Genomic DNA, 24,082 nt, shown 5'->3' with positions numbered 1-24,082 from the left:
GATTCCCCAATACCTGAGGAGCTCCACATGTCAGGACGTAGACGGGCAGGCCTCGTGCTCGCGATGGCCGCTCTGCCGCCCGCCACGGCCACGCCCGCGTCAGCCGGGTACGAACTCGGGGTGCCGCTCGAGGAGTTGAAGGTGGTGATGACCCAAGTCGCGCAAGGCCTGGTCCGGCCGGTGGCCATGGTGGCCGCGAACGACCACAGTGGACGGATGCTGATCGCGGAGAAACGCGGCACTGTAAGGGTTTTCCACCCGACAGACGGGCTCGCGGCCGCCCCGGTGCTCGACATCAGCGACCGTGTGAACAGCGTCGCCAACGAGCGGGGCCTGCTCGGTATTGCGCCCGCACCGGATTTTGCCACGACCTCATTGGTATATGTGGCCTACACCAGGCAACCGGACGGCGCACTGACGCTTTCGCGGGTTCCGCTGGGCGACCCGGCCAAAGAGCAGGTCCTGCTCACGCAGGAGCACTCCAAGTTCAACAACCACAACGGCGGCCAGCTCGCATTCGGGGCCGACGGGTATCTCTACTGGAGTCTCGGCGACGGCGGCAGTGGCGGCGACCCGGACGGCAACGGCCTGAACCTCGGCACGCTGCTCGGCAAGATCCTGCGGCTGGACGTCAGCAAGTCGTGCGGCGAACTCCCCTACTGCGTTCCTGGCGACAACCCGTTCGCCAAGACGGCCGGGGCGAAGCCGGAGATCTGGGCGTACGGCCTGCGTAACCCGTGGCGGTTCTCGTTCGACTCACTCGACGGCTCGCTGTGGATCGCCGACGTGGGCCAGGGCGCGTTCGAAGAGGTCAACCACGCCAGGTCGTTGCGCGGCGGGCAGAACTTCGGATGGTCCTGTATGGAGGGACCGGCTGTGTTCAACGCGGCGCGCTGCCAGGAAGGCGCCGACTACACCGATCCGGTTTTCCACTACCAGACCCGGGTCGACGGCTGTGCGGTGATCGGCGGCCACGTCTACCGGGGCTTCCAGCACGCCCGCCTCGCCTTCGGCACCTATGTGGCGACCGACTACTGCTCGGCCACCGCGTGGGCCGTGCGCAAGAACCGCGACGGCACGTACACCAATGCCCGCATCGGGCAGTTCCCGGCGCAGGTCAGCTCGTTCGGCGTGGACCGCTTCGGTGAGATGTACGTGGTCACCGACCGCACCGGCCAGCTGCACCGCGTCTCCTTCGAGCGCGTCTGAGCCAGTGATCGCCAGGGCATCCACGGCCCTGGCGATCACAGCCTGGCTGGAATCAGGTGTTTGGCTAGGATATTGCCATGCACACCGTGGCTGTTCTGGCCCTGGACAAGGTCATTCCGTTCGATCTGTCCACCCCGATCGAGGTGTTCACGCGGACTCGTCTTCCCGACGGCCGCCTCGCCTATCGCGTGCAGGTCTGCGGCGTCACCCCGACTGTCGACGCGGGCGCGTTCACCTTGCAGGCGCCATGGGGCCTCGAAGCCTTGGCCGAAGCCGACACGATCATCGTGCCTGGCTGCGCGGACGTCGACCGAACGCCGCCTGAAGAAGCACTCGAAGCCTTGCGGCAGGCGGCCACGAACGGCGCCCGCATCGCCTCGATCTGCTCCGGCGCGTTCACCCTCGCCGCCACAGGCCTGCTGGACGGGCACCGCGCGACAACACATTGGCTGGGCGCCGTCGAACTGGCCAAGAAGCACCCCGAAATCGACGTCGACCCGGACGTGCTCTACGTCGACAACGGCCAGTTCCTCACGTCCGCGGGCGCCGCAGCCGGCCTCGACCTCTGCCTGCACCTCATCCGCCGCGACTACGGATCAGCAGTCGCCGCCGACGCCGCGCGCCTGTCCGTGATGCCGCTGGAACGTGAAGGCGGACAAGCACAATTCATCGTCCACGACCAGCCACCCACACCCCGCGGCTGCGTTCTCGAGCCCATCCTGCGCTGGTTGGAGGACAACTCCGCCAAAGAACTCACCCTGGAAGACATCGCGGCCCAGGCAGGTATGAGCACCCGCACCCTCAACCGCCGCTTCCGCGAACAAACCGGCACCACGCCCCTGCAGTGGCTGCTGCGCGCCCGCATCCGCCAGGCCCAGTACCTCCTTGAGGCCACCAACCACCCCGTCGACCGGATCGCCGGTCAGGTCGGCTTCGGCTCACCGACCGCATTCCGTGACCGCTTCAAACGGATCGTCGGCACAAATCCCAACACCTACCGCACAGCCTTCCAACGAACACCGGACTGAGATGACCTTCAAGGCCGGAGCGCGACTCCCAGCTCCTCGACAAGCGCGGCAATCGCATCCGGCCGGACCCGGGCGACATTCTTCAACGGCAGCCACAGCCCGAACAGCCACACCGCGCGGGCAAGTACCCGTTGAGCATCCTCGGCAGGCAACTCCGCCGCGACCCGCAGCAATGCCCGTCCGCGGCTGATGCTCCTCGTGATGGACATGGCGATGGTCGTGGCACGGCGCCAGTCCCCGGTGCGAGCCACGCCTTTGGCCAAGCCTGTCAACGCGTTCCCCTGGGCATCTTCTTCGGGTGTGGTCTGGTCCGCGGCCGACCAGAAAGCGAAGGGGTCATCGTCGGACTGCGAGTGAAGGAACCTGAATTTCGTGGCGAGAGACTCAGCGTCCGCGACGTCGCCTCGATCGGCCAGAACGCATATCAATGCTGCGTGACCGTGGGCGGACGCGTCGTCGTCGAGTGACCACACGAAGTCCTCGACGAATTCGAGGCCACCGCAGTCAAGCAAGGTCCGCACGACCTTCTGGGCCGCCTCTTGCCACCACGCCCTCCTGGTCATGAACCAGTGACCGGCCACCACCGCACGATCAAGGTGCCCTGCCCGCGCGAGCGCGACCGTCAACGCCAGCAACGGCTGCGGTTCGTGCTCGGTATTGCGGATGCTCGACAGCAGATCCTGCGCGCGGTCGAAGTCGCCCTCTTCAGCCGCGATCGTGGCCAGTCGCGACGTGTGCTGGACGGAGAGCCATTGTGGTGGCGTTGACTGATCGACCAGCCTCGCGGCCCTGCTGATGTCCTCGTTCTCGACAAGCGCCGTGGCGAGGATCAACTCGGCTTCCGGTCTTATATCAGGAGGCAGTGTCGGTAGGAACCTCTCGGCCTGGTCGGCACGACCGGTCGTCACCAGCTTCGTGATGAGAGCGTCCCAAGGGGCCTGCTGGAAGGATTGGGGCGCATCGAGGATCCCACCGATGATCGACGCGGCCTGGTCCAACTCCCCCGCGGCGATGGCCGCTCGCGCGATCCATCCGGCACCCTCTGCTGCGGTGAATCCAGCGCATTCCGCCAGTCCGTCCATCTGGCTGCCGCGGCCGGTCATGTAGAAGTGTGTGGCTACCATCAGCAGGGCGTCCGCTCGGGCGCCCCGCTCTTGAATCCTCACCAACTTGTCCATGGCGAGGCCTGTCTCGTCGGCCCGCAGATATGCCGCCAACAACGCTGCGTCTGCCATTTCGTCGTAAGGCCAGGTGCCGACCGACTCCGCCATCGACTCAGCCAGGTCGAGCCGCCCTGCCTCGATCGCGGCCTCGACCAACAGAACCGGCTTCGACTTCGCCGGATAGGGAGGCAAGTCCGCACGCATCGCCGCTTCAGCCGCGATGGCAAGGCAACGCGCGCGTTCCGGATCGGCAACGGTGTACACCATCGCCAAGCGGGCCAGATCCACGGCACCCTGCGGCACGGTGTCCGAAAAGGACGTCAGCGCATGCTGTACGCGGCTCGTGTCTCCCTTGGCCACAAGCTTGTCGATCAACGGAAACAGGGCTACTCGCAGGTGCCCAGAGTCGGAGATCGCGGCGATGGCCGCCTGAGCCTCGTCATACCAGCCGACACCGGACAACGCCTGTGCCACTTCGGCACACAGTGAATCATGGTCCGGCTCGTCCAGCACTTCGAGCAGTCGCCAGATCTCCGCCAGCAGCGCGCGAGCGTCATCTGGCCTGGACACGATCAGTTGAGCCAGCAAGCCGATCCTGGCGTACGTCGCGGCGTACGGTTGCCTGACCGTCCCCAGCGCTTCTGCCGCCTGATCGAGACGTCCCTGGCCCGCGGCAATCCACAACTCCACAACCCGCTTGCTGTCGTCCTGCCAGCGCATCTGCTCGAGCAGTACCTGAATACCGGTGTGTAGTTGGGCAAGGAGTCGCTCGTCGGCCATCCCGGCAACAGTCCGGATCAGACCCCAGCACAACCTCAGCACCTGACGCCAATCCTTGTGATGTACTGCGGAATCGCGGACTTCCGAGCTCAGCGCGGTCAGCGCCGAATGCGTCAACGTCACTACATCGACGGCCCGGCCGAGATGGAAACCCAGTTTCATCAAGCGAAAGACGTTCCACAAACGCCCCTCGATCCCGGGGAACACCCGCCGAGCATTGTCGAAGTCACCGTTCTCTGCCATGGCGATGCTCAAGTACTCGTACAGCAGGGAGCCGCTGTAGCCCATCGAGCGCAGACGGTGCTCGGCACGGTCCGCAAGCGCCATACCCTCAGCGTGCCGGCCTTGTCTGCCGTGCTCGGTGATGACATCGCACATCGCTATGACCGCAGATGTACTGTCCGGAATAGACAGTGCAAGGCTTTCGGCCCGGTTGAACGAACCGAGGGCCGCCCAGACTCCCGGTAGTTCCCAAGGGATGTTCACGTTGCGGTGGGCCAGGATGTCGCGATGTAAGGCCAAGCGAAGCAAGGCCGCCATGTCCGGTGACTGCTGATCGGCGATCTGTTCCATCACGCCGGCGATCTCGCCTGACGCGGCAACGTCCCCTCCGGACAGATCGAGCAGACGCCGCTGCCGGCCGGTGTCCACGGCCAGTTCGGTCATCCGGGTGAGATCGCCCTCGGCGTCCAGCATCCGGTAGTAGCCACGTAACAGATACTCGGGCGTGTCCTCGTTCCAGCCGCGCTCGCGGTAGCCGTCGGCCCAGGCGTGCAACCGGTCCCGGTACTTGGCCAGTCTCGCCGGGCCCAGCACGTCATGGGCCGTGACCTGCAGGTCTTCGTGACCGAGCAGGTACACCTCCCGCCCGGCCTCCGGCCGGAAGTGACTGGCGCGCCGGGTGAACGTCCGGCCAGTGACCGTGCGCAGGTGGTCATGGACTTCGTAGTCCGACATGCCGGTCAGCTCCGCAAGGTCTGCCGCGGTCAGGCCGCCGCCACCAGCCGTCAGCAACCCGAGCAGGTCCTGCTCGATCACGCTGCCGTGCAACAACTTCTTGAGTTCACGTTCCATGTCCGCGCGGACGGCACGGGCTTGGGGTGAAGGCTCCAGCAGGCGGACGATGCCGGGGCGGCGCAGCGGATGGTCGTCGGCGACGTCGACCGGGATCGGCGGGTCGGGCCTGCCCGCGACGATGATCCGCATTCCGTCAGGTGGTTTTGACGGCAACAGCGCTGCGATGCTGTGCGCGTCCGGGCCTGTGGTGACGCCTCGGTCTTCGTCGAGGCCGTCCACCACAAGCACGAAATGCTCGTTTCTGGCCCGGCACGCCTGCGCCGCTTCGGCCAGCAGGCCGAGCATGTGCGCTTCCCGGGTTGATTCGGTGAGGTACGGCGGCAGGTCCTCACCGGTCAACGCGACGAGTTGTTCCAGAGTGTTCTCGATGAACGCCACCCGGTCGCTTTGGCCTGACAGGCGGGCGGTGATGAAAAAGGACACCACTCGCACACCCGGCGGCGGATTCAGCACGAACCAGGACATCAGGGCCGACTTGCCGGACCACGCCTCAGCCCGCCACCAGCGGTAACCGCCCTCGGTCGCGGGCGTGGAGCAGAACGAGGCAAGCTCCGCCAGCTCCTGCTCGCGGCCGATCAGGCGCTCCGGTGCGATCCGCGATACCTGTTGCCGGTACCGTGTACGGACCGGTGCACCAGTCCGGAGGTTCACATCGCCGTGGACGACCCCGGCCTGCACCACACTCCCAGCGACATTGCCAGTGACGGTGTTGGCAGATGAGCCGGTATCCATGCCCTATACATAGCCTGGACCCCCATTCGTGTCACGCCGGTGGTCCAACGAGGACCGGCGGACGGCCTACTGGCAGGCTGGGCCCCTACACAGCGCACGATCAGGGTCTGGGTGATGATCGCCGGAGAAGGACTCGCAGGTGCCAGGAGCAGGAGAGCGACATGAGTGAGGACGCGGCGAACTTCGCCGATCTGGCGCTGCGGCCGGAACTGCAGAACGCGCTGTCCAGTCTGGGCTACGAGGAACCGACCCCGATCCAGCGGGAGGCGATCCCGCCCCTGCTCGACGGCCGTGACCTGCTCGGACAGGCGGCGACCGGCACAGGCAAGACGGCCGCGTTCGCGTTGCCGGTCCTGCAGCGCCTGTCCGGGGACAGGCAGGGCGATGCCCCGGCCGCGCTGGTGCTCGTTCCCACGCGTGAGCTGGCCGTCCAGGTCTCGCAGGCGTTCCACCGCTACGGCCGTGACCTTGGCGTACGCGTCCTGCCGATCTACGGCGGACAGCCCATCGGCAGGCAGCTGCAGGCGCTCGGGCGCGGAGTCGACGTCGTGATCGCGACGCCCGGACGCGCCCTCGACCACATCGGCCGGGGAACGCTTGAGCTGGGCGGTGTCCGGACGGTCGTGCTGGACGAAGCCGACGAGATGCTCGACATGGGCTTCGCCGAGGACATCGAAGCGATCCTCGATGTGACAGCCGAGGACCGGCAGACCGTGCTCTTCTCGGCGACCATGCCATCACGCGTGGACGGGATCGCCCGCCGGCACCTGCGTAACCCCGTCCGCATCGAGATGGGCCGCGAGACAGCCACCGACGGCGACAAAGAACCGCTGGTCAGGCAGAGCGCGTACATCATCGCCCGCGCGCACAAGCCCGCCACGCTGGGCCGCGTGCTGGACGTCGAAGCGCCCACTGCGGCGATCGTCTTCTGCCGCACCCGGGAAGAGGTCGACCAGCTCACCGAGACGCTCAACGGCCGGGGTTACCGCGCCGAGGCCCTGCACGGAGGAATGGGCCAGGAGCAGCGCGACCGCGTGATGGGGCGGCTGCGCGCCGGGACCGCGGACCTGCTCATCGCGACCGACGTGGCCGCGCGTGGCCTGGACATCGAACAGCTCACCCACGTCATCAACTACAACGTTCCGTCGGCGCCTGAGGCGTACGTGCACCGCGTGGGCCGGGTCGGGCGTGCAGGCCGTGAGGGCGTGGCCATCACTCTGGCCGAGCCGCGTGAGCACCGGATGCTCAAGGCGATCGAACGGGTGACAAAGCAGCGGATCACCGTGGAGAAGGTGCCCACGATCGCGGATCTGCGTGCGCGGCGCCTCGAACTCACGCGGGCAGCGTTGCAGGAAAGCCTGCTCAGCGACGACTTGGACCGTTTCCGCGTGGTGGTCGAGACCCTCGCGGACGAGTTCGACGTGATGGACGTGGCGCTGGCAGCGGTGAAGCTGGCCCACGAGTCCACCGGCGTTTCCACCGACGAGGAGGAGATCCCGGAAGTCGCCGAACAGCCAGGCAGCAAGCGGTGGGAACGCCGTGGCCCCGAAGGCCGGCGCGGCCGCGGACCGGCAGGCGACGTCACGCGCCTGTTCTTCGGCATCGGCCGCAGCACAGGAGTCCGGCCCCAGGACCTGGTCGGCGCGATCGCCGGCGAGTCCCGCCTCAGCGGCCGTGACATCGGCGCGATCGAGATAGCCGACAAGTTCTCGCTGGTAGAGGTCCCTGAGGCAGCAGCCGACGAGGTGATCGCGGCACTGCGCCGCGCCACCATCAAGGGCAAGAAGCCCACAGTCCGCCGTGAGCGCGACTCCCCAACCCGTGGCACCGCCAAGTCAGGCAAACGAGGCGCCCCACGCAACCGCTGATCGTCCACTTTGGTCACAACGGTTGACCTACCAGGACGAGGCCCTGCCGCCTGGTGATCAAGGTGGCGGGGTGAGGCGGTAGATTGATCCTGGTTGGCCGGCATCGGGGCCGGCTGTGGCCTGCATGGGAGTCTGGATGCGTTCCCGGTTGCTCACCGCGCTGTTATCCGTGCTCGGGCTGCTTGTCGCGGCGTGCGGGAGTCCGCCGGCCCCCGCGGCCAGGATCACCTTGGGGTTCTCGGCGTGGCCTGGGTGGTTGCCTTGGCAGGTGGCGCAGGAGCAGGGCCTGTTCGCGCGCAACGGGATCGATGTCGAGCTCAGGTACTTCGACAGTTACACCGACAGCCTCAACGCGCTGGCCACCGGTGCGATCGATGCCAACAGCCAGACCCTCAACGACACCCTGGTCTCGGTCAGCACCGGTGTACGGCAGACCATTGTGCTGGTCAACGACACCTCCACCGGCAACGACCAGATCATCGCGCGGACCGGGATCGCGAGTGTGGCCGACCTGAAGGGCAAGAAGATCGCGGTCGAAGAAGGCACAGTGGACCACTATCTGCTGTTGCTGGCGTTGCAGCGGGCCAAACTCGCTGCGAGCGACGTCCAACTCGTCTCCACGCTCACCGACTCGGCTGCGTCCGCGTTCGCTGTGGGGCATGTTGACGCCGTCGCCGCGTTCGCGCCCTACACCACAACGGCTCTGTCCAGGCCGGGCAGCACGTCGGTGACCAGCTCGGCGGACTTCCCCAGCTCGATTCCCGACCATCTGGTGATCGGCTCCGAGCTGGCCCGGACCCATCCGGACACTGTGCAGCGGCTGGTGGACACCTGGTTCGACACGATCGACTGGATCTCGCGGAATCCGGACGCAGCCGCCACGATCATGGCCGGCCGGGGCGGCGTCAGCCCGGCGGACTATCGCGGTTATGGCGCGGGCACTACGTTCCTCACACGCGACGAGAACATCAAGATGTTCGCGCCGGGCGACACTCCGCAGCACCTGACCCACCAGGCACGCTTGATCAGCGACTTCATGCGGGACACGGGCCTGACCGAGACGACACCGTCGTTGACCGGCCTGTTCGACGGCAGGTTCGTAAAAACCCGATGAGGTCATGGTGGGGCTGGGGACACGTCGCCGAGGCGGTACCCGACCAGGAGTGCGTCCAGCTCGGGGCGTTACTCCCAGGACTGCCTGGCCAACCGCTGCCTGTCCCCCGGATCGAGGATCTCGGTCTGCCACCTTCGGCGATCGCAGTGCCCGCGTCCCTCGACGCGATCTGCACAACGGACAAGGCCGAGCGCGCGTCGCACACGTACGGAAAGGCCTATCGGGACACGGTAAGAGCCTTGTACGGCAGGCTGGATCGATCACCGGACATTGTGGCCTATCCCCAGAACGAGGGTGACGTCGTGCGCCTGCTCGACTGGGCGGGCGATGCTCATGTTGCTGTCGTGCCGTACGGCGGCGGCAGTTCGGTGGTCGGTGGCGTGGAATATCGCGGCGGCGACCATACCGGTGTACTGTCCCTAGATCTGTCCAAGTTGGACAGTGTAATCGAGGTTGACCCAGTCAGCCGCGCGGCCCGAGTCCAGGCCGGTGTTTTCGGCCCCGCGTTGGAGGACCAGCTCAAGCCGTACGGTCTGACACTGCGGCATTTCCCGCAGAGCTTCGAGTTCTCCACATTGGGCGGCTGGCTGGCGACCAGGGCGGGCGGGCACTACGCGACGCTCTACACGCACATCGACGATCTGGTGGAGTCGTTGCGCGTGATCACGCCGGTCGGTGTGAGCGAGTCGTGGCGGCTTCCCGGCAGCGGGGCAGGCCCCTCCCCCGACAGGTTGTTCCTCGGTTCCGAAGGCGCGCTGGGCGTGATCACCGAAGCTTGGGTACGCCTGCAGAACCGGCCGACCCACAAGGCGTCGACCGCCATACTCTTCTCCGACTTCGCAGACGCAGTGGCAGCGACCAAAGCCGTTGCACAGTCGGGTTTGCACCCATCGAACTGCCGCCTGCTCGACGCGGGCGAGGCCCAGTTGTCGGGCGCCGGCGATGGTGCCAACGTGCTCCTGCTTGGGTTCGAGGGCACTGCTCCCGTGTCCGCCCTTCTCGAACAGGCGGCCGAACTGGCGCTTGCACACAGAGGACGGCGGCACGACCGGGAAAACGCCACCGAATCCTGGCGATCATCATTCCTGCGCATGCCCTACATCCGGGACGCACTGGCCCGGATGAGCGCGATCGCCGAAACCTTCGAGACAGCGACGACCTGGAACGCGGTAGGCGACCTCGTCGAGGCCGTCCGCACCGAGGCGAAGGCGGCCGTCCAGGAAATCTGCGGCGCCCCAGGCATGGTCAACTGCCGCTTCACGCACGTCTACCCAGACGGCGCCGCCCCCTACTTCACCGTCATCGCGCCCGGCCGTCGCGGCTCCGAACTGTCCATGTGGGACGAAATCAAAGCCGCCGTCAGCGAAGTCCTCAACCGCCACGGCGCCACAATCACCCACCACCACGCCGTCGGCCGCGACCATCGCCCCTGGTACGACCGTCAACGCCCGGACGTCTTCGCCACGGCCCTCCGCGCCGCCAAGAACGCCCTCGACCCCAGGAACATCCTCAACCCCGGCGTCCTGGTCACCCCCCGGTAGGTGTCACCGGGGCGAGCCACATGCCGACGATGGCGTCGATCAGGCTTGTCGCGGTGTCGTGCCAGCGGGGCCGGGTTGTGGCGGTGCCTTCGGCGAGGGCGCGTTCGCGTTCGGCCATCATGTGGACGATCAGCTGACGGGTCATGTCGCCACGTTCGATACGGACCTGGAGCGGGAGTTCGGGCAGGCAGCGGTTCAGGCCGTCGACGATCTGCTGCATGACGGGCGAGGTGAGGGCCTCGTCGATCATGATGTCGCGCAGCGCCGGGTCGGTCATCACCTGGGCGGCGAACCGGGCGAACCAGGTGGGACTGCCCTGCGCGGCCAGGTGCTCGGTGACCGAGTACACCAGGCATCCGACCCAGTCCCGCACGTCTGAACTGTCGCCGATCTCGTCGAGCATCCGCAGCCGCAACTGTTCCATCTGCTCGCCGTGTTTCCGCGCGATCGCGCGGACCAGATCGGCTTTTGTGCCGAAGTGGTAGCCGACGGCTGTGTTGTTGCCCTGGCCCGCGGCCTCGCTGACCTGACGGTTGGAGACCGCGAGCACGCCGTGCTCGGCGAACAGTCGCTCGGCCGCGGCCAGGATCAGGCCCCGGGTCTCACCGACCCGGTCGGCCCGTACTGTCTTTCTCACCATCACACTTTCTCACCATCGCACTGGGACCTCGCTCAAGCCGCCGATTATCAACCCCTCCACCCGGCGCAGTTGGCTGGGTTCGACAGCCAGTTGAAGGGTGGGCAGCTTACGCAACAGAACATCGAGCACAGCCTGCAGCTCGGTGCGGGCCAGCAGCTGCCCGATGCAGGAGTGCGTCCCGACACCGAAGGCCAGGTGCGGGTTGGGGCTACGGGTCAGATCCATGTCGTCGGCACTGTCGAACACGTGCCCGTCGCGGTTGGCCGCAGCCATGTCGCACAACACCGTCGTACCACGGGGAATGACGGTACCAGCGATTTCGACGTCCTCGTTGATGTACCGCGGCATGCCGAACCCAAGATTGGCGTCGTAGCGCAGCACCTCCTCCACCGCGGTGCGCACCAATGACCGGTCGGCCAGCAGCTGCTCCCAGCGCCGGCGGTCGGCCAGCAGCAACGACACCATCTTGCCGATCATGTTCGCCGTGGTCTCGTGCCCGGCGACCAGCAGACCCATGCCGGTGGCCGCCAGCACGCCGTCAGGCCACTGCTCCGCGTGCACGGTCAGCTCGCTGAGCAGATCGTCCCCTGGTTCGGCGCGCTTGGACGCGACGTGGGCGGACATGTACTGCATGAACTCAGCCTGCGCGGCGTCGATCTCGGCCTGTTCGTACCGGCTCAGGTTGAGCAGCGTGTCCGACCAGTAGGCGAACCTGTCCCGGTCGGCGTGCGGCACACCGAGCATGTCGCAGATGACCCACACCGGCAGCGGGAAACCCAGCCCGGCCCGCAGATCCGCCGGCTGGCCCCGCTCGACCATCTCGTCGATGAGCTGCTCGGCCATCGCCTCGATGCCCGGCCGCAGCATCGTCATCCGGCGCGCGGTGAACCATTTGGTGATCATCCGTCGCCACCGCACATGCATGTCGTCCCCGGTCGGGAGCGACGTCGCGAGCGAACTGTCGTTGAAGACCCCGCCCGACTCGCTGTCGGAGATGCGGGCCGCGTCCTCGGCGTTCAACTGCCGGGTGAACCGCGGGTCCGACAGCACCTGTTTGACGTCCGCGTGCCGCGTGAGCAGCGAAGCCTGGTCCCCGCTCGGCAACGTCACCGTGGCCACCGGGCACTTGTCCCGTAGCCCCGCCCACTCCACCGGCGGCTCCAACGCGGCCGGCCGGTCGAAGGGATAGTGCAGTCCAGTCTCAGGCTGAGTCACACGAGCCTCCTCAGGGTCGTGCTCAGTCAACCCAGTGCGCAAATCTCAGTCAAGCGATTGATTTACGTTGTGGGACTTCAAGGTCGTCGTCGAACGAGCGGGCGCAACGCTCGTTCGACGACGACCCTGGCGGGCAGCGACCCGTCACGCCGCTGCCCGCATGTCCCCCAGGTGGCTTACTCGAAGCGGGGGTCGGCCGGCGGCAGCTGGGCTGGTGGCAGGTTCTGGTGCACGGTCTTCATAGCCTCGAACCAGGTCCGGGCCGGTACCTTGCCGCCGTAGATGTTGCCGTTCTCGCACAGGAATGGACGGTTGCCGTCGCAGATGGGCCTCGGGCGGTCGCCGTCGCTGAAGGTCAGCACGGCACCCGCCATCTGCGGAGTCGCACCCAGGAAGCCGGCCGACTGGTGGATCTGGGTGGTGCCGGTCTTGCCGAGCATCTGACGGTCCCAGCGCGCGTCCCGGGCCGCCTTGGACGCGGTGCCGCTGATGGTGTCCTTGCTCAGGCCCTGGGCGAGGCTACGGGCCAGGGCCGACTCCACCGCCTGGTCGCACGGCGGCTGCTTGATGTCGACCGGCTTGCCGTCCCGGTCGAGGACCTGATCGATCGGGCTCGGCGGGCACCAGGTGCCGTCGCTGACCAGGGTGGCGCCGACGTTCGCGAGTTCCAGCACGCTGGTGACCGTCACGCCCAGGGTGAACGAGCCGATCTTGCCGTCCTTGATCCACTGCTCCTGGCTGACCCGCAGTGAGGTGTCCTTGGCCTCGGGGTCCGGCCGTTCGCCGCCGCGGTTGACCGACTTCATGCTCTCGCGCATGCCCAGCGCTACCGACATGTCGACGACCTTGTTCAGGCCGGCTTTCTCTTCCAGGATCACGAATCCGGTGTTCGGGGACTGCGCAAGGGCGTCCTGCAGGGTCATCTGCGTGTCGCCAGCGTCGCTGGCGTTGTTCACGGTGTACGGCTTGTTGCCGGATCCTTTGTAGACACCGGACGTGTACGTCTTCGGCACGTTGATCTGGTCGTTGATGCCGACACCGGAGTCCATCGCGGCGGCCGCGGTGAACACCTTGTAGATCGAGCCCGCACCGAACCTGGTGATCGTGCTGGGCAGCCGGTAGGCGGTCTGTCCCTTGGCGGGGTCCACACCGAAGTCCCGGTTGGCGGCCAGCGCACGCACGGCATGCCGGTCCTTGCCCGGTTCCACCACGGCCATCACGTTCGCGATTCCCTTGGTGTCCTTGGCAACCTCCCCCTCGGCGGCCTCTTTGGCCGCCTGGGTCGCCTTCGGGTCCATGGTCGTCTTGATCGTGTAGCCGCCGCGCTTGATCTCGTCCTTGGGGATACCCAGTTTGGCCAGATAGTCCAGCACGTAACCACAGAAGAACCCGGTGGTGGTGCCGCCAGGCGTGTTGCCGCAGTCGTTCGGCAGCGTGTTCAACGGCTGCACGATGCCCAGCGGCTCCTTTTTGGCCTGTTCGGCGGCGGGCCTGCCCTCGGGCAGGAAACCGGTCTCGACCATCCGCTCGAGCACGATGTTGCGGCGTTTCACCGCTTCGACCGGGTCACGCAGCAGCGTGCTCGGCTTGTTGACCAGACCGGCCAGGAACGCCGCCTGCGACAGCGTGAGCTTGTCGGGCGTGGTGGAGAAATAGGTCCTGGCCGCGGCCTTGACGCCGAAGATGTTGCCACCGAACGGAACCAGGTTGAGATACCGGGTCAGGATGTCCTCTTTGCCCAGCTGCGACTCCAGTTCGAGCGCGAGCTTGGCCTCCCGGATCTTGCGGGCCGGGCTGTGCTCCATGGCCTGCTTGCGGCCGGCCTCGTCGCGCGCCAGGACGTACGCCAGGTAGTTCTTGACGTACTGCTGGGTCAGGGTCGAACCGCCACCGGCCGACTCACCGGCGATGAAACCGCCGACAGCCTTGAGACTGCGCTGCGGGTCCACGCCATTGTGCTGGTAGAAACGGTGATCCTCGACCGCGACGATCGCTTTGCGCAGGTAGGGCGACATCTGCTCGGCAGTCACGATCTGCCTGTCCTGGTCGTACAGATACGCGATCGGGTTGCCGTCCCGGTCCAGCACGGTACTGCCCAGTGGCAACCGGGCGTTGGCCAGGTCCCCCGGCACCGCCTCGATGGTGTCACTGATCCGGTTCGCCGCCAGACCGGCCCCGCCCGCGAACGGGAACAGGATCGCTGCCAGCACGACTCCCGCAGTCACACACAACGCCACCAGCTGGACAAATGCGCGTGCTCGCGACTTGACCACTCTACTGAGCCCTCCTGCTCGGATTTCTTTCTCCGGTACTAGGGATGCCCAAGCAGGGGTAAAGGTTGCTGTGATCAATCTCCAAAAACCGGAACCGGCGAATTATCGTCCTTTATGGACAGAGCAGGCCGCAGGGCGCCGTTGCGCGTGTACAGCCACAGTGAAATCGCGGCAGCCGACAGCACGGCCCCGGCACTGGTCACGGCGGTCCAGCCGCCCCACGGCCAGATCAGCGTCACCACAAGCGAACCCAGGGTGCCACCGACGAAGTTGCCTGTGATGTAGGCGGTGTTCACGCGGCTGCGCGCGGCCGGCCAGAGCTGGAAGATCCTCGACTGGTTGAGGATGTGCTGGGCCTGGATTCCGATGTCCAGTACCACGATCCCGATCAGCACAAGCACCACCGAGGACCGGCCGAACGCGAAGATCGGCCACGACAGCAGGACCAGCACCCAGGACAGGCCGCCGGTCGTGGAAATCACCGAGCGGGGCGATGAACAGGATGCCCAGCGCGTAGCCGATCTGGCTGGCCGTCACCTGCAGGCCGACCGAACTCGCGTCGACCCGCAGGTCCGCCGCGATCGCGGCGAGCAGCGGCTGGGCATAGTAAAGACTGCCGACCGCCGCTCCGCCCGCGACCGCGAACAGGATCAGAAGAGCTCGGGTCATCAACGGCCGATCGAGGACATGTCCGGGTATCGGTCACCGACCGGCGGCTTGATCGCGGTAAGCCGATCGAGTTGCGCGGGGGTGAGCTGCAGGGCGTCCGCGCCGGCGTTCTCTTCGATCCGGGTGACGCGTTTCGTGCCGGGGATCGGGGCGATGTCGTCGCCCTGCGCCAGCAACCAGGCCAGCGCCACCTGGGCCGCTGTCGCGCCTGCCTCCTTGGCGACGGCTTCGACCTCGTCCACGATGTGCAGGTTCTGCTCGAGGTTGCCGTCGACGAACCGCGGGTTGCTCTTGCGGAAGTCGTCGTCGTCGAGGTGGTCGGTAGAGCGCAGCGCGCCGGTGAGGAACCCCCGGCCCAGGGGCGAGTATGGCACGAACCCGATGCCCAGTTCACGGACCAGCGGCAGGATCTCGTCCTCCGGGTCACGGGTCCACAGCGAGTACTCGCTCTGCAGGGCGGTGATCGGGTGCACGGCGTGCGCCCGGCGGATCGTCTCCGGACCGGCCTCCGACAGCCCGAGGTACCGGACCTTGCCCTCTGCCACCAGCTCGGCCATGGCGCCCACGGTCTCCTCGATCGGAGTGTTCGGGTCGACCCGGTGCTGGTAGTACAGATCGATGTGGTCGACGGCCAGCCGCCGCAGCGAGCCTTCCACCGCGGTCCGGATGTTCGCGGGCGAGCTGTCGATCCCGCGGGCATTGCTGTCCACGGCGTGCGAGATCAACCCGAACTTCGTGGCGAGCACGACCTCGTCGCGCCGGCCGGCGATGGCGCGGCCGACCAGCTCCTCGTTGGTGTACGGCCCGTAGATCTCGGCGGTGTCGACAAAGGTGACACCCAGGTCGAATGCCCGGTGGATCGTGCGGACGGCTTCGTCCTCGTCGCTGTTGGCGCCGGTGTAGAAGGCGGACATCGTCATTGCCCCGAGGCCGATACGGGACACGTCCAATTCGCCCAGGGAAACGTGCTTCATCCGGTTGCAGTCCTCTCTGAAGGTCTTTGCCGAGAACGACGCTAATCCGCTGATCGGGTGTGCGCATGGGCGCACCGCACCCTGGTTGCGCCACACCCACCCACGACGCCCCGGACATATTTAGCATGGGTATATGACCGAGCTGGGTGTCTACCTGAAGGCGCGGCGGGCGAACGTCACCCCGGAGGATGTGGATCTTCCCCGGAACGGGACCAGGCGTGTGCCGGGCCTGCGCCGGGAGGAGGTCGCGTCGCTGGCTGGGCTCAGCGTCGACTACTACACCCGCCTTGAGCAGGGCCGGGAGCAGCATCCGTCGCCCAGCGTGCTGAACGCGCTGGCACGGGCCTTGCGCCTCGGGCCGGACGCGCAGCGCTACCTGTTCGCCATCGCCACGCCTGGCCCTCGCGTCGCCCGTGGCCACAGGCAGCTCAGCCAGACCCTGCTCGACCTGCTCGACGACTGGACCGACCACCCTGCCGTCATCATCGACGACTGCTACAACATCGTCGCGGCCAACCACCTCGGCCGCGCGATTTACGCGGGCCACCAGCACAGCGACAATCTCGCCCGGCTGCTTTTCCTGGATCCGGACGGCCGCACGTTCTTCCGCGACTGGACAAAGGTGGCCTCCACCACAGTCGCCGCCATTCGCGCCGCCGCGGCCCACGACTCGGACAATTCCGACCTGATGGCCCTCGTCGGCGAACTGACCGTGCGCAGCACCGAATTCGCCAACCGCTGGGCCAAGGCCGAGGTCCAGGAGAAGACATCCGGCACAACCTGCTACCACCACCCGATAGTGGGCGATCTCGAACTGCGTTACGAAAGCCTCCGGCCCAGCGGGTCGGCCGGTCTGCTGCTCAAGGTCTTCCGAGCCGAAAAGGGCTCGGAGATGAGCGAGAAACTCGCGGTTCTCGGCAGCCTCACCGCCGAGCCGCACACCCAGACCCCGGACTCGCTGCGCCCATCACGTGACCGGTAGCGCGTATATGCCTTAGCGGCTATATTCCTCGAATGGCATCTACATTCGAGGTGCTGGCCGAGCCGCGCCGGCGGGAGATCCTCGATCTGCTGCGGGACGGCGAACGGCCAGTCGGTGACCTGGTCGAACAGCTGCGGCTGACGCAGCCGGCGGTGTCCAAACACCTCAAGGTGCTGCGCGGCGCCGGGCTGGTCGATGTCCGGCAGGACGCGCAGCGGCGCTGGTACCGGCTGCGGCTGGAGCCGCTGCGCGAGATGGACACATGGCTTGAGCCGTACCGGCGGATGTGGACCAGCAGCCTGGATGCCCTGGAACGACACCTGGAGACCATGGAGGACCAGCCGTGACCGAGCGCGCGACCATGCGGACCATCAACGGTGAGCCAGTTCTGCGCTTCGAGCGCCGGCTGCGGCACTCACCGCAGAAGGTGTGGCGGGCCGTGAGTGATCCAGCCGAGATGGTGCACTGGTTCCCCGCCGCGGTCGAGGCCGAGTTGCGGCCCGGCGCGCCGATGCGGTTCACCTTCCCGGAGGAGGCCGTGGTCGACGGCGCGTGGGACGGCGAAGTCCTCGAGGTCGACCCGCCGAAGGTGTACATGTTCCGCTGGAACCAGGACGTGCTGCGATTCGAGCTGATCCCAGACGGTGACGGCTGCCTGCTCGTGTTCACGCAGACGATCGGCGGCGGTCAGATCGGCCGGCTCGGCGCGGGCCGCACAGCCGCGGGCTGGGACCACTGCCTGGATGCCCTGGTCACCCAACTCGGCGGTGAGACCCCGGAGCCGTTCGACAACTGGCTCGCCGGAATCGAGGCCTACATCGAGCAGTTCGGTCTCGGCGAGGGCACAGTCCGCGGGACCGAGCTGCACTTCGCCCGCGACCTGGTGTGGAAGCCGGTGGACGAGGTGTGGGCAACACTCGTGCAGGACAGTCCACTGGACTCCGAACCGCCCGTGCGCGCCACCAACGGACACATCCCGGCGGGCCGTCTGATCACGGCCGAGGCACCGAAAGTCCTTGAGTACGAATGGTTGCACGACGGCAAACCGGCCGGCCTCGTCCGGTGGTCGATCGAATCGGATCCCGCGCTGGGCGTCCGAGTCGAGCTGACCCAGTCCATCCCGCCCGAGCTCGCCGAGTTGAGGGCCACCGCACTCGCCGCTTGGCACGTGCACCTGGAGCTGTTCTTCGCCGCGGTGCACGACGACATCAGGTGTCCGTGGCCCGAGGACCGAGTCGAAATGCTGACCAAGCACTACCAGGATTTGCTGAGGCGTCGGCCCAGCTCCTGAACGACTGAGAAGAACAGGTCGATGTCGGTTTCGGTGGTGCGCCAGTTGACGATCGCGGGGCGCAGGGCGGTCATCCCGCGGTACAACGTCGTTCCGGCGAACACTCTGCCGTCGGCGAGCAGCTCCTCGCCGAGGCGCTGGTTGAGCTTTTCCACGTCCTGTTCGGCCATGCCTGGCGGGCGGCAACGGAAACAGACCACGCACAGCTGAACGGGTGCGAGCAACTCCATGTCGGGTGCCTGGTCGACGAGGCGGCCGAGGTGCAGCGCCAGATCGAGGTGACGCTCGACCATGGCCCGTGCGCCCTGCCTGCCATACGCCCGCAGCGTGGCCCAGATCGGCAGTGCGCGGGCACGTCGAGACGACTCCGGGCCCAAGTTGTTGTAGCTGATACGGGTTTCGTCGGGCGCTGGCAGGTATGGCGCGTTCCAGCCGCCGAATGCGCGGCCCAGAAGCTCGGGCGTACGCACGAACGCGAATCCGCTCTCGTACGGCACGTTCAACCACTTGTGCCCGTCGGCCGCCACTGAGTCGGCTCGTTCGACGCCCCGCACCAAATGTGATGTTCGCGGTGAAACTCCTGCGAACAAACCGAAAGCGCCATCGATGTGCAGCCAGGCACCATGGCGCTCGGCAAGATCCGCCAGCTCCTCGATCGGGTCGAAATCCCCGGCGTTGACCTCGCCTGCGTTGCCGATGATCACTGCTGGGCCGTCGAGCGACGCCAGCCTTTCGCGCAGGGCAGGCAGATCGATCGCTCCGCTTGCGTCCCGCGCGAACACCTCGACTGTGTCGCGGCCGTGACCGAGCAGCTGAAGTGCCTTGCGGCTACTGGGATGCACGTACCCGCTCGACAGGACCGGCATCCGTGGAAGGCTTGCGAGCCCGTCCACGGTCACGTCGACGCCGTGCTTCTCGGCCCACCAGAACCTGGCACAGGCCAGGCCGGTGAGGTTGGCGAATGTCGCGCTTGGCGTCAGCACGCCGCCGTAGGATGACGGCAGGCCGAACAGATCTTTGAGCCACCGCAACGCGACTGTCTCCGCGTGGCTCGCGAACGGCGAGGCCGGCCAGACGCCCGAAGCCTGATCGACCAGGGAGGTCAGCCAGTCCGCGGCCTGGGCGGCGGGCGTCGCACCGCCCACCACGAAATGGAAGAACCGTGGGCCTGACGAATGCGTGCCGGCCGTGGTCGCTATGTGCGTCAACTGCTCGATGCTCTTGAGCGTCCCCTCGCCGTGCTCCGGCAGATCGCCGCCGAGTTCGTCGAGCACTCCGGTGGTGGCCGGATCATGGACCAGACGGCCGGGCAGCCCGGCCAGGTACGACTGAGCGGTGGTCGCGACCATCCCCAAAGCCGTACCGGCCAGGTCCTGCTCGTTCAGTGGATCACTCACTCCCGCACATTAGCCCAGCGGCTCGATCCAGACGTTGCGGAACCGGACGTTCTCACCCGGGTCGTTGTGATCCTGCAGCCGGATCGGGCCGGCCGACGGGCCTTCGGGAGCGCCGGCGCCGGTCGGGCCGTCGATCGGGAAGTCCTGGTGCACTGTGGTGCCGTTCCACACGACGGTCACGCGTGCGTTCTCGGTCTTGTTGCCCTGGCTGTCGAACCGGGCGGCACGGAACGTGATGTCGTAGGTCTGCCAGGTGCGTGGCGCGGTCCCGGCGTTGGTACTGGCCGCCTTCTTCAGGTAGATACTGGCGGCGTCGTTGTCGGCCAGCGGTGTTTTGCCAAAGCTGTCGAGGATCTGGACCTCGTAGCGGTCCTGGATGTAGATGCCGCTGTTGGCGCGTTGCTGACCGGTCACCTCCGGCGGCATCAGCGGCAGCCAGAACTCGGCGTGCAGCTTGAAGTCGCCGAAGACCGCCCTGGAGCGGATGTCGCCGCCCAGCGACTCCATCGAACCGTCGGCGACCGGCCATGTCGCCGCGCTGCCGTCGGGCTTCTGCCAGTTGCCGAGCCCGGTGCCGTCGAACAGGGTCACGCGCTGTGCCGGTGCGACAGTCAGCTGATCGAGGTTGACGTGCCCGACATCGCCGGAATCGACCTTGTAGGCGATCGTGTTCGCACCGGCTTTCAGGGGCACCATCTCGGTATGGGTCGCCCACGTTTCCCAGTCGCCGGTGCTGGCGAGAACGCTCTGTCTCAACTTGGTCCCGTTGACGTACAGGCTGACTGTCTTGTTGCCGCTGGAGGGGTTCGGGCCGTTGCTGTAGCGCAGAGCGGCGCTGTAGGTACCCGCCGTGGCCACGTTCATGGCGAATCTGGTTGTGGCGCCGGTGGTTCCGTATCCGTCCACGAATCCTGACCCGGTGTAGCCGGTGTGGTCGGTGTTCACCTTGGCACCGCCGGACAACGCCGCGCTCTCCGCGTCGAACGACTGTGTGGTCGAAGGAGCGGCGCCGACAAGGGAGTTGAGGGTGTACCAGGCTTCGGTGCTCCACAACGGCACGCCTGTGCGCGAGGTGAACGGCCGCGGCGAGCGCAGGTGAACCACTCGGCCTGGCTTGAGGCCATTGATTTTGAGGGTGACTGTCCGGCCGTCCGCGGCGAGGGTGGCTGAGGTGACCGTGAGCGTTTCCTGGTCGACCTTCGGGCCACCGTAGGCCGGTGACGGCGCGTACCGCCATTGTTTGACCTTGTAGTGACTGACGAGATCCGCGGCCGTCTCGTAGGACACTCGCTGGTTGTACTCGATCTCGAACCCGCCTTCGATCGCCCGCATGGCCTGCATGTCGAAGGCCGAATCGCCGTTGGGGGTCAGCTTCTGCAGGCCGAACTTCAGCTTGCCGTTCTGCCCCCAGTTCCCGGTGTCACCGATGCCGCCGGCGTAGATCGCCCCGTCCGGGCCGATGCTGATCCGGTTCACACCGGCTTCGAGTCCTTGTGTCATCCGGAAAACCGCGCCCTGGTACTCGCCGTTGACCTTCTCCAGGTAGGCGCGTTGCAGTCCGCCATAGGTGACGTCACCGAACACCATCTGGCCGGCATAGCGGCCTTGGGTGAGCAACACCGGTGTGCTGGGCGAGTTCGCGATCTCGTTCTGCGGCAACCACAACACCGGTGCCGTGACCGGGTTGGCGTCGAATTTCCCGGCAGGCTGGGTGTAGTGGTTGAAGAACCGGTCCTGCTTGATCTGCACGAGCTTTGAGGCGGGCAGCCAGCCACCCTGGTTGTCGTTGACGAACAGGCCACCTTCCGGGCCCCAGCCCAGACCGTTCGGGGTACGCAGCCCGCCTGCGATGTACGTGACTTCTCCGGTGCTGCGGTTGACTTTCACCGCCGAGCCGCGGTTGACCGCGGGCTGCGGCGTGGTCGTCGCGCCGCCTTCGTTGATCGCGACCGACAGGTTGAGGTAGAAGAACCCGTCCTGGTAGAGCAGGCCGAACGCGAACTCGTGGAAGTTGCCGCCGTACGGCCACGTCGCGACCGTGCGGTACTGGTCGATCAGGCCGTCGTTGTTGAGATCGTTGAGCTCGGTCAGCTCATGCTTCTGCGAGACGTACATCTTGCCGTCGACCACTTTGAGGCCCATGGGTTCCTTCAGGCCCGAGGCCACCCGCGTGGTCGTCACCCGGTCCGGCGACGTCGCGCCCGTGACGTTGCCCAGGACCCAGACCTCACCTGTGTTGGTGCTCTTGCCGTCCCACGTGGCGATGGCGAGCCTGCCGTCGGGCAGCCAGTCCATCGCGCTGACCTTCGGCTCGAAACCGTTCGGCCGCAGGTTGGTCAACGTGAAGCCGGGGTGCACACCGTCCAGGGGAAGGCCGTCACCAGGAGTGTCAGTGCTCGCCACACAGTCCTTACGGCCAGGGGCCGTGACTCTGACGACCTCCTTGTCCGTGCTGAGCACCGAATTCGGCACGAGCGCGAAATTCGCCGCACCAGGCGGTTTCCACTGCAGCGTGAGCTGCTGCCCGCCATCCCGCTCGAAGTGATCGATCAGCAGGGAGTGGTACCCGGCGGTCAGGGAGACAGCCCCGTCCTGCGGTGTCGCCCCATGCAGACCGTCGTGATCGACCACAACCTTGCTGTCGATCGACAGCCGGGAGCCGTCGTCGCTGATCAGGCGGAAGACGTACGCCCCCGCCTGCGAGATGTTGATATTCCCGGTCACCTGCGCGACAAACCGGTCCTCGAACCCGAAGTCCGTCGCTGTCGTCCAGTCGATGACCGGCATGAGCTTGTCGACGTTGGGCGTCTGCGCGGGTTTCAGCGTGCAGAGACTGTCAAGCGGGACCTGTACGTCGAAGACCCGCAGTGTGACACCGGGCTGCTGGGGTGGGACGTCGGCGGCGGCGTTCGCGGGAAGCTGCCCGAACAGCACCGCGGCGAACGTCAGGACTAACGGGAGGCGTTTACGGCGGGAACTCGATCTCATTCCACACTCCTGGCGGGAGAACGAACAACCCCGCAGGAAACGGCGTTACCGTCGCACGATTGCAGGGTCGTACGCACAAGCTGGCTTGGCCCGGTCACTCACTGCCGAAAGATCTTCCTCAGAGCGTGATGAACGCTAGGGGACTTTCGCAGCCAAGTCCAGAACTTTCGCCCATCCCGACCAGTCTTTTGTCCTACTCCGCCAAAAGTGCAGGAGCGCGGTGTCCACCGACCATGATCAAGTCAGGGCCGGGGTGTCGGTGCCGCGATCAGGCGCGGCCGCCGAGGCTGGTCAGGGTTGCCATGTCGTCGTCGGCCAGTTCGAAGTCGAAGACGTTGATGTTCTCGCGGATCCGGTGCGGGCGGACGGACTTCGGGATGACGCGGTTGCCGAGCTGGATGTTCCAGCGCAGCAGGATCTGGGCGGGGGTGCGGTCGTATTTGGTGGCGAGGGCTCCGACGGTTCGGTTGCCGACGAGGCGGCCTACCGCGAGTGGGCTGTAGGCCTCGGTCAGGATTCCGTGCTCGGCGTGGAAGGCCCGCAGTTTTGTCTCCGGTTGTTCGGGGTGCAGTTCGATCTGGTTGACCGCGGGCACTGTGCCGGTGCTGTCGAATACTCTGCGCAGATGGGAGATCTCGAAGTTGGAGACGCCGACTGAACGCGCCCGCCCGTCGGCGCGCAGTTGCTCGAGTGCCTTCCAGGCTTCCACGTATTTGCTGCCGGAGCGGCCCGGCCAGTGGATCAGGTACAGATCCACGTAATCCAGCCGGAGTTTGCCGATACTTTCGTCGAATCCGCGCATCGCGCCGTCGTAGCCCGAGTCGGAGCCCCAGAGTTTCGTCGTGATGAACAGGTTCTCACGAGGGATACCGGAGGCTGCGATCGCGTCGCCGACGCCTTCTTCGTTGCGGTACAGCGCTGCTGTGTCCACGCTTCGGTAGCCCGCTTCGAACGCGCTGTTCATCGCCGCGGCGACGCCGGAGTTCGGGACCTGCCAGACGCCGAGGCCGAACTGCGGAATTGTGTGCCCGTCGTTGAGGGGCAGGTCCGGGACGTCGATCACGTGCGCCTCCCTAATGCCGGTTCCCAACCTACCCGGCGAAGGTGATCTATGCTGACGGCCGGATAAGTGGACCGCGTC

Annotated in this window: 17 protein-coding genes; 8 read left to right on the top strand and 9 right to left on the bottom strand. The window is 66.5% G+C overall.

Features of this window, described 5'->3' with window-relative positions:
• Positions 1 to 27 precede the first annotated feature (27 nt).
• Both JOF56_RS36035 and JOF56_RS36030 read left to right on the top strand, forming a co-directional pair.
• Positions 28 to 1,209 carry a PQQ-dependent sugar dehydrogenase gene (locus tag JOF56_RS36035; protein WP_209643905.1) on the top strand — a complete coding sequence of 394 codons (1,182 nt, stop codon included), beginning with the start codon at positions 28 to 30 and terminating at the stop codon, positions 1,207 to 1,209.
• Between the two features lie 77 nt (positions 1,210 to 1,286).
• Positions 1,287 to 2,237: a GlxA family transcriptional regulator gene (locus JOF56_RS36030; protein WP_209643904.1), complete on the top strand. Its 951-nt coding sequence runs from the start codon at positions 1,287 to 1,289 to the stop codon at positions 2,235 to 2,237.
• 8 nt (positions 2,238 to 2,245) lie between these two features.
• Here JOF56_RS36030 and JOF56_RS36025 read toward each other — a convergent pair whose 3' ends face one another.
• On the bottom strand, positions 2,246 to 5,989 hold the full coding sequence (locus JOF56_RS36025; protein ID WP_209643903.1) for a hypothetical protein: 3,744 nt from the start codon (positions 5,987 to 5,989) through the stop codon (positions 2,246 to 2,248).
• 161 nt (positions 5,990 to 6,150) lie between these two features.
• On the opposite strand from JOF56_RS36025, the gene JOF56_RS36020 reads away from it, so the two are divergent.
• The 3 genes from JOF56_RS36020 (at position 6,151) to JOF56_RS36010 (ending at position 10,512) form a co-directional block, all read left to right on the top strand.
• Positions 6,151 to 7,857 (top strand): DEAD/DEAH box helicase, encoded by a 1,707-nt coding sequence (locus tag JOF56_RS36020; RefSeq protein ID WP_209643902.1) that lies wholly within the window; start codon positions 6,151 to 6,153, stop codon positions 7,855 to 7,857.
• Between the two features lie 136 nt (positions 7,858 to 7,993).
• The gene (locus tag JOF56_RS36015) at positions 7,994 to 8,971 is read left to right on the top strand and encodes an ABC transporter substrate-binding protein (RefSeq protein WP_209643901.1); all 978 of its coding nucleotides are present in this window, start codon (positions 7,994 to 7,996) and stop codon (positions 8,969 to 8,971) included.
• Entirely contained in the window at positions 8,968 to 10,512 is a 1,545-nt protein-coding gene (locus JOF56_RS36010) for an FAD-binding oxidoreductase (RefSeq protein WP_209643900.1), read from the top strand. The genes JOF56_RS36015 and JOF56_RS36010 overlap by 4 nt, the downstream gene beginning before the upstream one ends.
• Here JOF56_RS36010 and JOF56_RS36005 read toward each other — a convergent pair.
• From JOF56_RS36005 to JOF56_RS35985, 5 genes are all read right to left on the bottom strand, one after another.
• Positions 10,499 to 11,152 (bottom strand): TetR/AcrR family transcriptional regulator, encoded by a 654-nt coding sequence (locus JOF56_RS36005; protein ID WP_209643899.1) that lies wholly within the window; start codon positions 11,150 to 11,152, stop codon positions 10,499 to 10,501. The two genes, JOF56_RS36010 and JOF56_RS36005, sit on opposite strands and share 14 nt — an antisense overlap.
• Positions 11,153 to 11,161: 9 nt before the next feature.
• Entirely contained in the window at positions 11,162 to 12,367 is a 1,206-nt protein-coding gene (locus JOF56_RS36000; RefSeq protein ID WP_209643898.1) for a cytochrome P450, read from the bottom strand.
• 176 nt (positions 12,368 to 12,543) lie between these two features.
• A complete protein-coding gene (locus JOF56_RS35995; protein ID WP_307855405.1) occupies positions 12,544 to 14,640 on the bottom strand; it encodes a transglycosylase domain-containing protein in 2,097 nt (698 codons plus the stop codon).
• A 74-nt stretch (positions 14,641 to 14,714) separates the two neighbouring features.
• Positions 14,715 to 15,122, bottom strand: a complete 408-nt coding sequence (locus JOF56_RS35990) for an MFS transporter (RefSeq protein ID WP_209643897.1) — start codon at positions 15,120 to 15,122, stop codon at positions 14,715 to 14,717.
• A 186-nt stretch (positions 15,123 to 15,308) separates the two neighbouring features.
• On the bottom strand, positions 15,309 to 16,283 hold the full coding sequence (locus JOF56_RS35985) for an aldo/keto reductase (RefSeq protein WP_209643896.1): 975 nt from the start codon (positions 16,281 to 16,283) through the stop codon (positions 15,309 to 15,311).
• A gap of 133 nt (positions 16,284 to 16,416) precedes the next feature.
• Between JOF56_RS35985 and JOF56_RS35980 the strand changes: the two genes are divergently transcribed.
• From JOF56_RS35980 to JOF56_RS35970, 3 genes are read left to right on the top strand one after another with little or no spacing between them, the layout of a single operon-like run.
• Positions 16,417 to 17,265, top strand: a complete 849-nt coding sequence (locus JOF56_RS35980) for a helix-turn-helix transcriptional regulator (RefSeq protein WP_209643895.1) — start codon at positions 16,417 to 16,419, stop codon at positions 17,263 to 17,265.
• A 32-nt stretch (positions 17,266 to 17,297) separates the two neighbouring features.
• A complete protein-coding gene (locus tag JOF56_RS35975; RefSeq protein WP_209643894.1) occupies positions 17,298 to 17,612 on the top strand; it encodes an ArsR/SmtB family transcription factor in 315 nt (104 codons plus the stop codon).
• Positions 17,609 to 18,556, top strand: coding sequence for an SRPBCC family protein (locus JOF56_RS35970; RefSeq protein ID WP_307855404.1), 948 nt, complete (start codon positions 17,609 to 17,611; stop codon positions 18,554 to 18,556). The genes JOF56_RS35975 and JOF56_RS35970 overlap by 4 nt, the downstream gene beginning before the upstream one ends.
• Here the strand turns inward: JOF56_RS35970 and JOF56_RS35965 are convergent.
• The 3 genes from JOF56_RS35965 to JOF56_RS35955 all read right to left on the bottom strand — a co-directional run bounded on the left by JOF56_RS35965 (position 18,520) and on the right by JOF56_RS35955 (position 24,004).
• Positions 18,520 to 19,953, bottom strand: coding sequence for a pyridoxal phosphate-dependent decarboxylase family protein (locus tag JOF56_RS35965; protein ID WP_209643893.1), 1,434 nt, complete (start codon positions 19,951 to 19,953; stop codon positions 18,520 to 18,522). The genes JOF56_RS35970 and JOF56_RS35965 overlap by 37 nt on opposite strands.
• A gap of 9 nt (positions 19,954 to 19,962) precedes the next feature.
• Complete coding sequence (locus JOF56_RS35960) at positions 19,963 to 22,941, bottom strand: 3-keto-alpha-glucoside-1,2-lyase-like domain-containing protein (protein WP_209643892.1); 2,979 nt, start codon at positions 22,939 to 22,941, stop codon at positions 19,963 to 19,965.
• A 268-nt stretch (positions 22,942 to 23,209) separates the two neighbouring features.
• A complete protein-coding gene (locus JOF56_RS35955) occupies positions 23,210 to 24,004 on the bottom strand; it encodes an aldo/keto reductase (protein ID WP_209643891.1) in 795 nt (264 codons plus the stop codon).
• Positions 24,005 to 24,082 lie beyond the last annotated feature (78 nt).

The organism is Kibdelosporangium banguiense (assembly GCF_017876405.1).
Taxonomy (GTDB): Bacteria; Actinomycetota; Actinomycetes; order Mycobacteriales; family Pseudonocardiaceae; genus Kibdelosporangium; species Kibdelosporangium banguiense.
The sequence above is the reverse complement of the archived record's forward strand: the minus strand, read 5'-3'. Positions and strand labels throughout refer to the sequence as shown.

Excerpts from the sequence above, each read along its gene's own strand:
- JOF56_RS36010 (WP_209643900.1), top strand. The coding sequence starts at position 8,968 with ATGAGGTCATGGTGGGGCTGGGGACACGTCGCCGAGGCGGTACCCGAC.
- JOF56_RS36020 (WP_209643902.1), top strand. The coding sequence starts at position 6,151 with ATGAGTGAGGACGCGGCGAACTTCGCCGATCTGGCGCTGCGGCCGGAA.
- JOF56_RS36015 (WP_209643901.1), top strand. The coding sequence starts at position 7,994 with ATGCGTTCCCGGTTGCTCACCGCGCTGTTATCCGTGCTCGGGCTGCTT.
- JOF56_RS35960 (WP_209643892.1), bottom strand. The coding sequence starts at position 22,941 with ATGAGATCGAGTTCCCGCCGTAAACGCCTCCCGTTAGTCCTGACGTTC.
- JOF56_RS36035 (WP_209643905.1), top strand. The coding sequence starts at position 28 with ATGTCAGGACGTAGACGGGCAGGCCTCGTGCTCGCGATGGCCGCTCTG.
- JOF56_RS36030 (WP_209643904.1), top strand. The coding sequence starts at position 1,287 with ATGCACACCGTGGCTGTTCTGGCCCTGGACAAGGTCATTCCGTTCGAT.
- JOF56_RS36025 (WP_209643903.1), bottom strand. The coding sequence starts at position 5,989 with ATGGATACCGGCTCATCTGCCAACACCGTCACTGGCAATGTCGCTGGG.
- JOF56_RS36005 (WP_209643899.1), bottom strand. The coding sequence starts at position 11,152 with ATGGTGAGAAAGACAGTACGGGCCGACCGGGTCGGTGAGACCCGGGGC.
- JOF56_RS35980 (WP_209643895.1), top strand. The coding sequence starts at position 16,417 with ATGACCGAGCTGGGTGTCTACCTGAAGGCGCGGCGGGCGAACGTCACC.
- JOF56_RS35975 (WP_209643894.1), top strand. The coding sequence starts at position 17,298 with ATGGCATCTACATTCGAGGTGCTGGCCGAGCCGCGCCGGCGGGAGATC.
- JOF56_RS35985 (WP_209643896.1), bottom strand. The coding sequence starts at position 16,283 with ATGAAGCACGTTTCCCTGGGCGAATTGGACGTGTCCCGTATCGGCCTC.